The organism is Candidatus Chryseobacterium colombiense, assembly GCA_029203185.1.
Taxonomy (GTDB): domain Bacteria; phylum Bacteroidota; class Bacteroidia; order Flavobacteriales; family Weeksellaceae; genus Chryseobacterium; species Chryseobacterium colombiense.
The window spans coordinates 1,046,045-1,060,346 of the sequence record CP119310.1; the positions used below are offsets into that span (position 1 = coordinate 1,046,045).

A 14,302-nucleotide genomic window follows, 5' to 3' on the forward strand; every position below is an offset into this window, starting at 1 on the left:
TTAAGAAATAGCTCAATTTATACTTTTACATTTTTTAACATTTAGAAAATCAGCAAAATAGAATAAAAATGAAATCCGCACCAAATACTGTTTATATTAATGAAATATTAAATCATAAAAAAAAATCATTATTTTTTTAAAAAACATATAAACATATCATTATTATTCATATCTTAGTGATGTATTAATCATATAAATAACATTCACATGAAAAATTTGAAAAAATTAAACAGAAACGAGTTGAAAACTATTTCAGGAAACGGATTACTTGACAACATCACAGGTGCTGTTAATGGTTTAGGTGGTGCCGTAGGTGGTGCTATCGGAGGACTAGGAGGAGTAGTTGGTGGTGTAGTAGGAGGAGTAGTAGGAACAGTTGGTGGTGCTGTTGTAGGTACTGTTGGTGTAGTAGGAACTACATTATGCAACGTTCAGTGCGTTGTTAACGGTATCGTTACAATCAAAGTACTTGCTTGCGGATCTACTTGTTAAGAAAAAACCAAGTTTAGTAAGGTATAACCGCTCTTTAAAAGAGCGGTTTTTTTATTGTTAAATTTTGAGATAGCTATCCTTTAATAACAAACAATACAAATTATTCATTTAATGAGCTTCTCAGAAATAATATTTGAGCTTCAGAGAAAGACCTAAGAAACTATTAATATATATTTTTACTAACTTTAATATTATTTTTAACATGGATCAGTCAGAAGCCTTACAAACAATAAGCTATTCAGGCATTTTTCTTTCCTGTTTTTCAGAGGAAAGCACAAAATGCATCCATTCTACACCGGAACATGTTCTCGTATATTTATATTCCGGTGAGCAGATCATTGAAGACAGAAATAAAACAATAAAACTTAAAGCAGGAGAGTGCGCTTTTGTTCGAAGGGATCACAGACTGAAAATGTATAAAAACGGGAAAGGAAATGATTTATACAAAGGGATCTCTCTTACTTTCAAACGAAATATCCTGCGTGAGTTCTATAGTAATTTAAACAAAAATGAAATTCCTGAACATATCAATATTTCAGATACCCATGTTTTTAAAATAAATCCTGATGCGGCAATCACAAGCCTTTTTCAATCACTGACTCCGTATTTTGACAGCAATGTAAAACCTACTGAAAATATTACCCATCTCAAGTTACTGGAAGGAATTTATGCATTGTTAAATACTAATGAGCAGTTTTATCCTGTATTATTTGATTTTGCTGAACCCTGGAAAGTAGACATTCTGGAATTTCTAAACGACAATTATATGGATGATCTTTCAATGGAACAAATAGCCTCATTTACAGGACGGAGTCTGGCAACTTTTAAGAGGGATTTCAAAAAAATCAGTAATCTTACCCCACAAAAATGGATTATGAAAAAACGTCTCGAAATGGCCTATATCAAACTAAAAGAAGAAGGAAGAAAAATACATGATGTTTATTTTGAAGTAGGCTTTAAAAATCCTTCTCACTTCTCAACAGCATTTAAAAAGCAATACGGTTTGGCGCCTTCGGAAATTTAATTTATTTAACAGAAGACATTTCGCTTTTTACTTTTTCTCTGTGCTGCATTCCCCATTTTGTAAGAGCTCCCACAACTTCTTCCAGAGTTTCGCTGTAAGGAAGCAATTCATATTCAACACTTACGGGATAGCCAACTGCCACTTTCTTAATAACAAATCCGTTCAACTCCAGTTCTTTAAGTTCATGGGAGAGCACTCTCGCAGAAATTCCCTTAACCTGCCTCTGAATTTCCGTAAATCTTTTGTTTCCTCTCGCCATTGCGATGATGATCATTAATTTCCATTTGCCGCCAATTACATATAATGCATCCGAAACCGCCATTAAAATGGTATTGCATTCTTCTGTGAATGCTTTTGTATCTATTTGATTTTCTTCTTTTTTCGCCATAACTAAGATAATTGTTAGTCACTAACCTTTTGGTAACAACTAATAAATTGTAAGCAAATATACTATAGTTTTGTCATGTAAAAACAATTCAATACAATTTAAAATTATGACAACAGAAGTTTTTAAAATTAAAGCAGAATTAAGAAATCTAATTGATACTTATGCAACGTTAGGTGATGAAAAAAAAATCTCGGAGCAAATGCAGTTGTTCATGCTGGATGCTTCGTACAAAGTTTATATAGGAAATATTTTGGCTGCAGATGTTACAGGTCGGGGTAATCTTGAAAAAGAATTTAATGGTCATGCATCTCTTGTAAAAAAATATTTTACACTTAACGGGCAACATATTGTAGAAATAGAGGGAGATACAGCCAGAGGAGCTTCATTCTCCCAAATCAAAATGATCCGAGAAACAGATGGAAAAGAAAATATTACGGATTACAGTGTAAAATATGAAGATCAATACGTTTTGCAGGATGGCAATTGGCTGATAAAAGAACGTACCGGATATTTCATCATTGTAGAGACAAGAGAATTTGCATAAATCATTTAATTCAAGTCTAAATTTAATAGAAATAATTTAACATTTATTTAGTAAACTGAGCTTTTCAGAAAACTAATTTGAGCCTCGCAGAAATATCACTGCGGGGCTTTCATATTAATTTTGTATAAAGAATTAAAGATGATACCAAAAGATAAATCCACCGAAGATATTTTTACCAAACTATTGAATGGTGAAAAGATATTGGCAGATTAAGAGAAGAAGCGTATAAAACAAAGAAACTGCTGATAAAAATGAATAATTCCTCCGATCCCGGGGAAATTTCAGAATTGCTGGAAAAGATAGTAGATAAAAAATTAGAAAATGTTGCTGTATTTACGCCCATCTACATCAATCATGGAAAGAATATCAGCATAGGAAAAGATGTTTTCATCAATTTCGACTGTACATTTCTTACACTGGGTGGAATTACGATTGAAGACGATGTTCTGATCGGGCCTAAAGTAAGTCTTATTACAGAAAATCATCCTTTAGAACCTGAACAAAGAAAAGGATTGATTGGTAAATCGATTCATATTAAAAGAAATGCCTGGATTGGCGCGAATGTAACTATTTTACCGGGAGTAACTATTGGAGAAAATGCTGTGATTGCTGCAGGCGCAGTAGTTTCAAAAAATGTTCCCGACAATACAATTGTCGGAGGTATTCCGGCTAAAATTATTAAAGTTATTCCTTGAAAATGAATCTAAAATGTCTAACAAAAGCTACATCCATTGGTGTATTATTTCTTTCACTGATGTACTGCAGCCTTATGAAAAGTCAAAATAAAATGAATACAGAAATTCCCAAAATAAGCAGTTTTCCTACAGGAGAAGAAAATACGGCATATGCACAATATTTTACAGGAAAATCCTGGCTCGCTCCATTAACGAAAAACAGTGATTTGAATATCCCGTTATCCAATGTGACATTTGAGCCAAGAAGCAGAAACCATTGGCACAGCCATACAGGTGGACAACTTTTAATTGTAGTGGGTGGAGAAGGATTATACCAGGAAAGAGGAAAACCGGCAAGACACCTTAAAGCCGGAGACATTGTTGAAATTGCCCCCAATATAGAACATTGGCACGGTGCAACTTCCAAAAGCTGGTTTTCGCATCTCGCTACAAACAGAAATCCTGAAACAAACGAAAATAGATGGCTGGAAGCTGTAACAGATGAAGTTTACAATGAAGCCAATACTCAAATAAAATAATGAATAAGAAAAATGAAAAACATAAAATTATTATCAATAGCAGCAATGCTTCTGTTTACACAACAAGCATTCAGTCAGACAAATTCAAAATCAACAAAAATGAATAATACAACAGAACATTATACATTCCCATTAAGTGATAAAGTTATCCGTAAAGAAGTTACATTTAAAAACAGATACGGAATTACGCTATCGGGAGATCTATATTTTCCAAAAAATGCTGAAAATAAAAAACTGAGCGCATTAGCAAACAGATATTGAAAAGGGTTGATCCGTTAATTTGAATTCCAGAAACAAATATAATTTAACATAATATAAATTATAGGACTTTTAATTTTTAATTATAGGAGAGTCGTTTTGATATTTTAACGCTCTTTTTCTATATTTGCTCTATTGAAATAAATATGAATCATTCGAGCTGTTTACCTCCACCAGTAATCTAATATTTTCAAATTCAATTTGAAGTATTTCTCAAGCAGATAAATTATATCAGCTGTTTTTTTACGCTTCAGATTTTGATTATCTATTAATTACTAATCTTTATACAGTTCATTTTTCAAATGAAAAAATCATATTTATTATTGCATCTGGCCGTAATTCTGGCTGGATTCACAGGTGTATTCGGAAAATTAATCTCTCTTAATGAAGGTCTTCTCGTTTGGTACCGGCTTTTATTTTCCTCAATCATTTTATTCTTTATTTTAAAATTGCTGAGAATCGGCTGTACGATTTCGGCTCGGGAAAAACTCCGTATATCCAAAGTTGGATTGCTTATCACATTGCACTGGATTTTCTTTTATGCAAGTATAAAGTATTCTAATATTTCCATCGGTGTGGTTTGTTATTGCCTTACCAGTTTTTTTACCGCAGTTTTCAAACCTTTGATTGATCAGGAAAAATTTAAAATTTCCGAATTATTGCTCAGTACATTTACACTTTTAGGAATCAGTCTTATTTTTCATTTTGATACTTCTTATCAGTTAGGAATTTGTTTAGGTGTAATTTCCTCAGCAATTGGTGCTCTTTATACTATCTATAACAATCGTTTGGTACAAAACTTTGACACTAAGATCATTAATTATTATCAAATGATTTCCGGAACCATTGTTTTGGGGCTTTTTATGCCTGTTTACCTTTATTTTTTTCCTTCAGAACGCATAATTCCTGATACAAAAGATATGGGATATTTGTTACTATTGGCTTCGTTCTGCACTGTAGGTCTTTACGTTATATTTGCTGAAGTCTTGAAAAAAATTCCTGCATTTACGGTGAATCTGACCTTCAATTTAGAACCTGTCTATTCAATTATAATGGCTTTTTTATTCTTTGATGAAAGTAAAGAAGTCAATATTTCTTTTTATATAGGAATTTCATTGATTATCACTTCAGTTGTCCTGCAAACAGTATTATCTATCAGAAGTAAAAAATAACCTTTCAGATAAGGCGCAAAGAATTTTCTAGGTGCCTTATCTTTAGTATTTAAAATACTAAAGATTTTCAAAACTGTTATAAATCAATAAATTTCTTAGAAAACATTTGCGTAGTTAAATAACTACACATAAATTCGTAGTTAAATAACTTCATAATGAATTTAAGACGAGATGTATTTCAGGCTATAGCTGATCCTACCAGAAGATCAATATTGATGCTGGTTGCTGCACAATCTATGACTGCGGGTGCAATTGCTTCAAATTTTGATACCGCGAGACCTACCGTTTCAAAACACCTTCAAATCCTTACAGAATGTGAATTATTAAGATCTGAACAAAACGGCCGTGAAATTATCTATCATTTAAATCCTGTGAAAATGAAAGAAATCGCAGACTTTATCGAACCTTTCCGCGAAATGTGGGACGACAGATTCAACAAACTGGAAGACTTAATGAAAAATTACCAATCAAAAAAATAGAAATATGGAACTGAAAACCAAAATACACGCCGAAGACGGAAAGCAGGAAATCTTCATCACCAGAGAATTTGATTTACCTATCGAATTATTGTTCAAAGCTTATACAGAAGCTGAACTTTTCGAACAATGGATGGGTACAAAAGTGACAAAATTTGAAAACAAACCGCATGGAAGCTATCGATTTGAAACCTCCAATCCAGAAGGCAATATAGTTTTCAGTGCCAATGGAACCATTCACGAAATTGTTCAGAATGAGAAAATTACAATTTGAAAAAATTACTGATACCACAAGTAAAATAACCATTCAGACGATTTATAAATCAGTGGATTTTAGAGATCAGATGCTGAAATTACCTTTTGCACAAGGCATCAATATGGCTCATAACCGTTTACAGGAAATAATTCAGAAATTAGTTGTTAGTTGTAAAATTAACAATTCACTATTGGCAATTGACCATTAAAAAATTACTTATAAATTATGAATCCAAAAGTTGATTTCTTCTTTGATAAAGCCACACAATGGCAAAAGAATTTGAAAGACTAAGAGCAATTGCCCTAGAAACCGAAATTATAGAAGATCTGAAATGGGGATGCCCGTGTTATACGTATGAAGGAAAAAATATTTTCTTAATTCACGGTTTTAAAGAATATTGTGCACTACTCTTTTTCAAAGGTGCTTTAATGAAAGATCCTGAAAAGATTTTAATTCAGCAGACTGAAAATGTACAGGCAGCAAGACAGATCCGATTTACAGATGTACAGCAGATCATTGATTTGGAAAAGACTCTCAGAGCTTATATTTTTGAAGCCGTAGAGATTGAAGAATCCGGAGCAAAAGTTGAGATGAAGAAAACGAAGGAATTCGAAATGCCCGAAGAATTTCAACAACAGTTGGATGGAAACATGACTTTGAAAGAAGCCTTCCAAGCTTTAACACCGGGAAGGCAGCGTGCTTACCTGCTCTATTTTTCGTCCGCAAAGCAACCTAAGACGAGAACCTCCAGAATTGAAAAATGCATTCCGGAAATTCTTAATGGAAAAGGGTTGAATGATTAAAATGGGAATTATATACAGTAAAACAAAGTCTCATCGTAACTTCCAAAAATACCATAACAAAACAACATATGAACAGAAAAACAATGACGCTCCAACAAAGCGAAGAGCTTTTAAAAGTTCTGAAAATCCGTTTTGAAAACAATATGAACCGCCACGAAGGGTTAGATTGGGATAAAATTCAGGCAAAGCTGGAGAAAAATCCTGAAAAACTTTGGTCTTTAAATCAAATGGAAGAAACAGAAGGTGAACCTGATGTAGTAAGTTATGACAAAACAACTGATGAATATATCTTCTTCGACTGTTCACAGGAAAGTCCGAAGCGCCGAAATCTCTGCTATGATTATCCCGCCTGGGAAGCCCGAAAAGCCAATAAACCTGAAAATAACGTGATCGACACGGCTTCGGAAATGGGAATTGAACTTCTTGATGAAGAACAGTATCGCCAACTTCAGAAATTTGGGAAATTTGACCTGAAAACTTCGAGTTGGATAAAAACTCCTTCGACAATCAGAGAATTAGGAGGAGCAATTTTCTGCGACCGCCGTTACAATACTGTATTCACTTATCACAACGGAGCAGATTCTTATTACGCAGCAAGAGGTTTCCGGGGATTTTTGAAGGTATAATTTTTAATATAGATTCAATAATAAAATGATTATTTTAGCAACTTCGAAATTTAGCTAATACAACAAAAAGGATTATGAAAAAGTTGATCTTATTAAGTACAGTATCCGTTTTTTTAATGAACTGTAACAAAAAAACAGAAACAGCAGCTCCAAAAATAGAAGCAGATTCTACTGCAACTACTGAAAAAGTAGTTGATACTTTAGGACCAAAATCATTCTGCTATATGGGAGTAACCGGAAAAGATTCTGTATTTGCCAGTATTGATGATAATCTGGGAACCATTACCGGTAAAATGTCTTATAAAAACTTCGAAAAGGACAGTAACAAAGGTGATATTTCAGGTTATAAATCCGGAGATACCTTAAAACTGACTTATGAATTCGAATCTGAAGGCAAAAAAAGCTCAAGAGATATTTTCTTTATTCAAAAAAATAATTCTTTATTAGAAGGTATTGGAGCACATAAAGAAGAAAACGGACAGGTAAAATATAGCAGTGAAAAAAACATCAGTTATAAAGATGGTCAGAAACTGGAAACTGCCGACTGCAATATAGTAAACAAAGCTTTAAAATAAATAAAATTAAAATATTTGAACCATTAAGATGATTTAGAAGTTAAGCAAAATTAAGATGAAGCGAAATCAACTTAATATTCTTAAAACAAAATCTTAATGGTTCAGATTTATGTTAATCAATTATATCTCAATACTTAATTCTTTCTGAATAATTTTAATAAAATCATTTACAGGCTCATCTCCCGTATTCCAGGAAGTAATTAGGCGGATGGCTGAGAAGTTTTCATCGATTTTTTTCCAGACATAAAATTCAAATTTTTCGGAGAGTTTCTGAATTAAATCATTGCTTAAAATCGGGAAAATCTGATTCGTGTAAGTATCTGATAAGAACTTTACTCCTCTTTCCTTCATTACATTTTTGATTTTCATGGCTTGCTGATTCGCATGTTTTGCAAGATCAAAATAAAGATCATCTTTCATCAGTTCTAAAAACTGAATTCCAAGCAGTCTTCCTTTTGCCAGCAATGCTCCTTTTTGTTTAATATTAAAAGCAAAGTCCTGTTGAAGCTCTTTATTATTGATGACGATGGCTTCACCAATTAAAGCTCCGTTTTTAGTTCCGCCCAAATAAAAAATGTCGGTAAGCTCTGCAACCTTTTCCAATGTCAGATCACTGATTTCGGAAGTCAGGCCGTGTCCCATTCTTGCCCCGTCCATAAACAATAATAAATTGTTTTTCCGGCAAAATTCTGATAGTTCCTGCAATTCTTTTAAGGTGTAAATTGTTCCCAGTTCCGTAGAATTAGAAATATATACCAGCTTAGGCATTACCTGATGCGGAACATTTTTGTGGTTTTCCAGGACAGGAATGATATCTTCGGGAATCAGTTTTCCATCCTCTTTTTCTATGCTTAAAATCTTATGTCCGGTTGCTTCAATGGCACCGGTTTCATTATTCAGAATATGTCCGGTTGACGCTGAAACAGCACATTGATAAGGTCTTAAAACGGAAGAAATTACAATTAAATTAGCCTGGGTTCCGCCGGAAACAAGATAAACTTCTGAGTCCGTTTTTTTTATTCTTTGTTTAATTAATGCTTTAGCTTCTAAAGAATACCGGTCTTCTCCATATCCAGCCTGCTGATCTGTATTATACTCTGAAAGAGCCCGTAAAATATGAGGATGACACCCCTCTGAATAGTCGTTTTTGAATGAAAATTTCATAAAGTAAAATTAAAAAAACTTAAAATATCAAGCATCAATATTTCACAATATTTTGTTAGATTTGTAACGAAAACCATCTAACATTTTGAAAACAACATTAACCGAAGAAAACTATCTGAAAGCCTTATTTCATTTGGTTGACGTCGAAAGCAAAGTAACGATTAATGAGCTCAGCAAATTCTTGACCGTAAAAATGCCGAGTGTTAACAATATGATGAAGAAATTTGCTGAAAAAGGCTGGGTGATCTATGAAACCTACAAACCGCTTATCGTGACTGAAAAAGGGCATCGTGAAGCTGCTTTGGTAGTACGAAAACACAGGCTTACGGAAATGTTTCTGGTAAAAAAGATGAATTTCGGCTGGGAAAACGTTCATGAAATTGCAGAACAGCTGGAACACGTTCATTCTGCTATTTTCTTTGATAAGATGGACGAAATTCTCAATTACCCGAAATTTGATCCTCATGGAGAACCTATTCCCGATAAAGACGGAAATATTATTGCTCAGGATTTACAAAAACTAAGCAACTGTGATCCCGGAGAAACTGTAGTTTTCACTTCTGTAACGCTTTCTGATGATGCTTTTCTTAATTATTTAACAGAAAGAAATTTGCTCCTGAATAAAAAAATAAAAGTCATCAAAATTGAAAATTTCGACAGATCCATTACCATAGAAGTGGATGGCAAACAGGAAGTTCTAAGCAGAAAAGCGACTGATAAGATATTGGTAAAAAAGTAGATTGAAATATTTCAATCTACTTTTTATTTTATTATTTATAAAGATCTTTAAATCAGTGATATAATTTACTTCAAACTGTTCTTTAAGATTTCCGAAACTTTTTCAATTTCTTCCATTGTATTGAAATAATGAGGTGATAAACGAATGGCATGGTCTACCTCTTTAAAACTAAAATCAATTAATGCATCTCCTTTACGATGTTCTTTAAAGAATACATTATTATCAGTCAGTATCTGATAGATTTTTTCAGTCTTTCCGTCTGCCTGACAAAAGGTAACAATACTGCTCAATCTATTTCCCTGATCCAAAACCCTGAAACCACTTTCCTTCAGATGGGTTCTCAAAGTATCTGACAATAAACGGTTGTAGTTCTCGATCTGGTTTATTCCAATAGCGTTTGCATAACGTAAGGCTTCTGTAAATCCTACCAGAGCTGGATAGGGTCTTTCAAAAAGCTCAAATCTTTTAGCAGTTTCACAGAGTTGAAAATCATCAAAAGAAATCCACCTGGCTCCGATACTATCTAAAAATAAGGGATACATTGTATGATGTAAAACTTTATCCGAAACGTACAAAAATCCTGTTCCTCTGGGTCCTCTCATGAACTTTCTTCCGGTCGCTGTAAGAAAGTCACAATGAATTTTTTCAACATCCACTACGATCTGTCCTACAGACTGGCAGGCATCGACAAGATAAAGCACATCATATTGCCTGCAAAGTTTCCCTACTCCTTCTACATTCTGAATAAGTCCTGAATTGGTAGGAATATGAGTAACAGCAATCAATTTAGGCGAATGCTTTTTGATTAAATTTTCAAGATCTTCAAGATCCAGCTCGTGATCTGGAAGATTGGCAGTCCTGATGATTTCAATATGATATCTTTTCTGTAAAGAAATAAAAGCAATCTGATTGGATATATAATCATCATTGGTCGTTATGATGCAATCTCCTTCTTTAAAATCAATGCTTGATAAAGCCTTGGCATAGCCATCTGTAGAACTGCTTACGAAAGCAATATTGGAAGGTTTTGCATTGATCAGCTTTGCAGCCTCTTCATAAAAATAGCCGATCTTTTCCGAGTTTTGCACGACGGCTTCATAACCTCCGATCTCCTGCTCTTCATATAAAAACTCAATTGTAGCGTTTACAACGGACCTGGGCATTAATGACGCACCGGCGCTGTTTAAAAAAATCTTATCCGAACAACCCGGCGTTTCCTCTCTGATAACATCTAAATTCATTCTTATCAATGCTTACAACAAATTTACTTTTAATTTTTTACAGGTACATAAAAAATCCCGGATTTTCACCCGGGATTCTATTTTATAATAAAAGATTTTAATCCAAAACGCTCCAACCTCTTTTCGGATTGGTATTAGAAGAAACTTCCTGCTCGTTGACAATAATATTTTCTTTTCTCTGACCGATATAATCCAGTTCGCTCAGCTTAGAGAAAATAGTTTCAAGACTTTTCAGCATCTGCTGGATATACAATAAAGGTTCACCACAGTTGTGATGGTCATAATTGGTTTCAGCCACAATTGACAGCTGGTTCAATAAAGTATGGGGAGCAATTTCGCTCCATTCTAAACTATAGTTCAGCATTTCTTCCAGTTCTGCAGGCACAAGCACTTGGGTAGAATTGTATAAATTCAGGGCTAATTTTGCAAATGATTCAATCATAAATACCGGGGGTTGCCAAGGCGTAATATTTCTAAACTGGAAATACATATCCGCAAAAGTCGTCACCATGGTATTACACAAAAATTTAACATTCTGTGCTAATGCTGTATTCTGATTTTTATGGGATGCTTTCTGAATAATTTTAAATGCATATTGCTGCAGATTACCAATTGATTTGGCAAAACCGTTGTAATAGCTCAGCAATGCAGGGTGGCTCTGAATGGAAGTACATGGCGGAATAAAATTAGAATCTACCTGTGCAATATTTCCCTTAAGATCAACTTTCCCTACAATAAGATAGTTACCTCCTGAATAACTGCTGTTTAGAGCATTTACCGGAAGTAATTCTATATGGTAATTAGATTGTGCATTGGGATGTCTCGGTGGAATTTCTTCAGGATCAATATCTCCAAAAGGAACCTTATCAAAAGGATTTACAGAAATCAGAATATAGTATTCTCCATCTATCTGCTCCTCGTTCATAGATTTTGCCAATGACTTTACGCTTACTCTCCTATCATTAAGTTCTACCCTGTATCCGGCTAATGTAACAGCACTGCAATGTTTTATCACGAGTTGTACATCATTTGTTGCCGTATTATGAACATCAAAAATAGTTTTGTCGGTAAACTCATTAGGAATCGGCAAAAGCCCGTAATTATAATTGGTAATTCCCAACGAATTAGAATCTCTGATGGTATCAATTAAAAAATTATCCTGATCATTCAAATGTCTCTGGGAAACTTTCATTCCGTCTACCCAATTGATCGCAAAATGTTTAATTGGCTGTATCATATTAAATACTTTTAAAATTTGTGTGTGTTATGATTTTTTAGCAATTCCTTCTTCTTCATGCTGAATTACTCTTTTGCAAATGACCACTTCATTTTCTGAAATGCTGTTTGCTGAAATATCCTGATCGAAATTGATATATTTTCTAAAACTGAAAAATGATTTTTTAGTGTAAAAAATCCAGTAGTAAGGCGAATTCTCATTATCTGAGAGATGAATAATAGATCCCGGATTTTTGTGATTATAATCATCCACTACTCTGTAGAACCAATCACCAAAAGTAACGCCTGTCGGTAAGGTTTTAGCTTTAATCCTGAAACGGTTGGATTCTTCTAAATTTTTACTTAATTCCACATTCAAGACCATTAATCTGTCAAAATCTACGCCTTCAAAATCGGGAAGTTTCTGATCCGGCGAATATCTCCAGGTCTTATAGATATCAACCGGAATACTGATAAACTGAACATAGCAATAATGAAATACCAACGGAACAAGGAATATACATACACTTGTTGCAGCCATTACAGGATAACCGGTTCCTTTGCTCATCAAGTTAAAGATCAATGTAAAAAGATAGCCTCCAAATACAATACAAGTTAAAGAAAGCACTGACTCAAACAATATACTCATCGATAAAGAATCAATGTGCTTTTTAAAATATCTGTCTAAAAGATTAACATGGATAATCCCCAAAATGAAATAGACAATCTGAGCAATCAGATACCAATAAGGATTAAAAGAATTTCCGGAAAAACCAAAAAATCCGGGTACAGCTATACACAAACTGCACAGAAGAACGTATATAATGATGGTTTTTATTTTAATGGCAGGTTTATTTCTTCTGATTATTCCCAAAATAACCATCATGATTACTGCAATTAAAGGCATCAAAATATATCTTAAAAATATACCTTTTACTGAAGAGATTTCCATTTGTCTTTTTTCAATTAATAATATGTAGGTTGGTGTTTGTAAATATAATAAAATATTTTAGAGGAATGTGGAGTAACCAAGACGGTTTGCATTTCTTTCATCATCTTCCAGAGCAAAAGAATATTCCTGTTTTTCCGTAATGAAATTTTCTTTCACATCTACGCTTACGGGTAAAAAGTAATCGTATAGTGTATGAAGAACTTTTCTAAACGGACTTCCGTCAATAAACTTTTTCATCTCTGAATAAGGAATAGGTCCAATGTTAACTACCCAGTTCCTTTGTCCGTCCATATGACTTCCGCTCGGGATATAAGTCACTCCTAATCTTGAGTTTCCCAGCAACATAGAATCATCATTCTCCTCTATATTATCTATCACGTTGGGAGCAAAGGTAACTTCTACAGGAATCTGAAGAAAGGCTGTCATACACCTCTCAAACCATCTTTTATCTCCTCTGATCTGATGAAAAAACGGTAATATATAAATAAAAATATAGGCATTTTGCTTGTCAAGCATCTTAATTAAAGGCCAAAGCTCACTGATGGTATCCAGCAAAGAATCAGTATCACTTGAAATATCAAAATCGAACTCCTTTAGCAATGCACTTATTTCAGTAAAGAAAATTTCCAGCTCAAACGGTTTGAAGAATTTTCTTGCATCTTCTTCTACTCTTTTCTGCTTCCGGATTTCTTTAACAACGGTTTCTATATTTTTTCTGGAAGCTCCTAATGAAGGTGGGTGAAACAGTCCTTCAGGAAGATAATCATAAATTCCTTCCCGATATGTTTCTATGGTAAAGACTTCTTCATCAAAACCTAGAAAGTGACTTGAAATACCTTTTATATCCTTAAGGTAAGCCCTGTCATTAATTCCTAAACGGTCTATAAAAATATTACTTACCGCTCTATGGTATTTTAACAGATTCACAGCCACAGCTTCAGCTTTGAAATCTGTCTGCAGCTTATTGTAATTCATTTCTACAATATGATTCTCATACATAGTGTTTCCTGTGATTTGGGCTTGTAAAGGTAATATATCTCGTACTATTGAAAAAATATTTTTTCAACTAATTTTACCTTAAAAATACTAATTTAATCCTATTAAAAAGAATAATCAAGGTAATTATCCGTGAAAATACGGTAAAAAAAATTTAAGCGATGTCTT

At 33.6% G+C, this 14,302-nt stretch carries 16 protein-coding genes and 3 pseudogenes; 13 read left to right on the forward strand and 6 right to left on the reverse strand.

The features are described 5' to 3' along the window. The first annotated feature begins 207 nt into the window (after window positions 1-207). Both P0Y62_04525 and P0Y62_04530 read left to right on the forward strand, forming a co-directional pair. Window positions 208-492: a hypothetical protein gene (locus P0Y62_04525; protein ID WEK70823.1), complete on the forward strand. Its 285-nt coding sequence runs from the start codon at window positions 208-210 to the stop codon at window positions 490-492. 202 nt (window positions 493-694) lie between these two features. Next, window positions 695-1,516 carry an AraC family transcriptional regulator gene (locus P0Y62_04530; protein ID WEK70824.1) on the forward strand — a complete coding sequence of 274 codons (822 nt, stop codon included), beginning with the start codon at window positions 695-697 and terminating at the stop codon, window positions 1,514-1,516. Window position 1,517: 1 nt separating this feature from the next. On the opposite strand, the gene P0Y62_04535 is transcribed toward P0Y62_04530, so the two are convergent. Then, window positions 1,518-1,904, reverse strand: a complete 387-nt coding sequence (locus tag P0Y62_04535; protein ID WEK70825.1) for a helix-turn-helix domain-containing protein — start codon at window positions 1,902-1,904, stop codon at window positions 1,518-1,520. A gap of 106 nt (window positions 1,905-2,010) precedes the next feature. On the opposite strand from P0Y62_04535, the gene P0Y62_04540 reads away from it, so the two are divergent. The 10 genes and pseudogenes from P0Y62_04540 to P0Y62_04585 all read left to right on the forward strand — a co-directional run bounded on the left by P0Y62_04540 (window position 2,011) and on the right by P0Y62_04585 (window position 7,827). Continuing rightward, a complete protein-coding gene (locus P0Y62_04540; GenBank protein WEK70826.1) occupies window positions 2,011-2,448 on the forward strand; it encodes a nuclear transport factor 2 family protein in 438 nt (145 codons plus the stop codon). 251 nt (window positions 2,449-2,699) lie between these two features. After that, window positions 2,700-3,143: a sugar O-acetyltransferase gene (locus tag P0Y62_04545; protein WEK70827.1), complete on the forward strand. Its 444-nt coding sequence runs from the start codon at window positions 2,700-2,702 to the stop codon at window positions 3,141-3,143. A gap of 92 nt (window positions 3,144-3,235) precedes the next feature. Further along, window positions 3,236-3,661: a cupin domain-containing protein gene (locus P0Y62_04550; GenBank protein ID WEK70828.1), complete on the forward strand. Its 426-nt coding sequence runs from the start codon at window positions 3,236-3,238 to the stop codon at window positions 3,659-3,661. Window positions 3,662-3,706: 45 nt separating this feature from the next. Beyond that, a pseudogene (locus tag P0Y62_04555) lies at window positions 3,707-3,910 on the forward strand (alpha/beta hydrolase). A gap of 311 nt (window positions 3,911-4,221) precedes the next feature. Beyond that, entirely contained in the window at window positions 4,222-5,091 is an 870-nt protein-coding gene (locus P0Y62_04560) for a DMT family transporter (protein WEK70829.1), read from the forward strand. A 155-nt stretch (window positions 5,092-5,246) separates the two neighbouring features. After that, entirely contained in the window at window positions 5,247-5,570 is a 324-nt protein-coding gene (locus P0Y62_04565) for a metalloregulator ArsR/SmtB family transcription factor (GenBank protein ID WEK70830.1), read from the forward strand. Window positions 5,571-5,574: 4 nt separating this feature from the next. Next, a pseudogene (locus tag P0Y62_04570) lies at window positions 5,575-6,031 on the forward strand (SRPBCC domain-containing protein). A 17-nt stretch (window positions 6,032-6,048) separates the two neighbouring features. Further along, window positions 6,049-6,626: pseudogene (locus tag P0Y62_04575) on the forward strand (YdeI/OmpD-associated family protein). Window positions 6,627-6,694: 68 nt separating this feature from the next. Then, complete coding sequence (locus P0Y62_04580) at window positions 6,695-7,252, forward strand: DUF4256 domain-containing protein (protein ID WEK70831.1); 558 nt, start codon at window positions 6,695-6,697, stop codon at window positions 7,250-7,252. A gap of 74 nt (window positions 7,253-7,326) precedes the next feature. Further along, window positions 7,327-7,827 carry a hypothetical protein gene (locus tag P0Y62_04585; protein WEK70832.1) on the forward strand — a complete coding sequence of 167 codons (501 nt, stop codon included), beginning with the start codon at window positions 7,327-7,329 and terminating at the stop codon, window positions 7,825-7,827. 120 nt (window positions 7,828-7,947) lie between these two features. On the opposite strand, the gene P0Y62_04590 is transcribed toward P0Y62_04585, so the two are convergent. Next, window positions 7,948-8,991, reverse strand: a complete 1,044-nt coding sequence (locus tag P0Y62_04590; protein WEK70833.1) for an aminotransferase class V-fold PLP-dependent enzyme — start codon at window positions 8,989-8,991, stop codon at window positions 7,948-7,950. Between the two features lie 85 nt (window positions 8,992-9,076). On the opposite strand from P0Y62_04590, the gene P0Y62_04595 reads away from it, so the two are divergent. Beyond that, window positions 9,077-9,730 carry a metal-dependent transcriptional regulator gene (locus P0Y62_04595; protein ID WEK70834.1) on the forward strand — a complete coding sequence of 218 codons (654 nt, stop codon included), beginning with the start codon at window positions 9,077-9,079 and terminating at the stop codon, window positions 9,728-9,730. 65 nt (window positions 9,731-9,795) lie between these two features. On the opposite strand, the gene P0Y62_04600 is transcribed toward P0Y62_04595, so the two are convergent. The 4 genes from P0Y62_04600 to P0Y62_04615 form a co-directional block, all read right to left on the reverse strand. Next, window positions 9,796-10,971 carry an aminotransferase class V-fold PLP-dependent enzyme gene (locus tag P0Y62_04600; GenBank protein WEK70835.1) on the reverse strand — a complete coding sequence of 392 codons (1,176 nt, stop codon included), beginning with the start codon at window positions 10,969-10,971 and terminating at the stop codon, window positions 9,796-9,798. A gap of 97 nt (window positions 10,972-11,068) precedes the next feature. Further along, a complete protein-coding gene (locus P0Y62_04605) occupies window positions 11,069-12,208 on the reverse strand; it encodes a hypothetical protein (protein ID WEK70836.1) in 1,140 nt (379 codons plus the stop codon). 27 nt (window positions 12,209-12,235) lie between these two features. Continuing rightward, complete coding sequence (locus P0Y62_04610; protein WEK70837.1) at window positions 12,236-13,138, reverse strand: TssN family type VI secretion system protein; 903 nt, start codon at window positions 13,136-13,138, stop codon at window positions 12,236-12,238. A gap of 57 nt (window positions 13,139-13,195) precedes the next feature. Continuing rightward, the gene (locus P0Y62_04615) at window positions 13,196-14,113 is read right to left on the reverse strand and encodes a type VI secretion system baseplate subunit TssG (protein ID WEK70838.1); all 918 of its coding nucleotides are present in this window, start codon (window positions 14,111-14,113) and stop codon (window positions 13,196-13,198) included. Window positions 14,114-14,302: the final 189 nt, after the last annotated feature.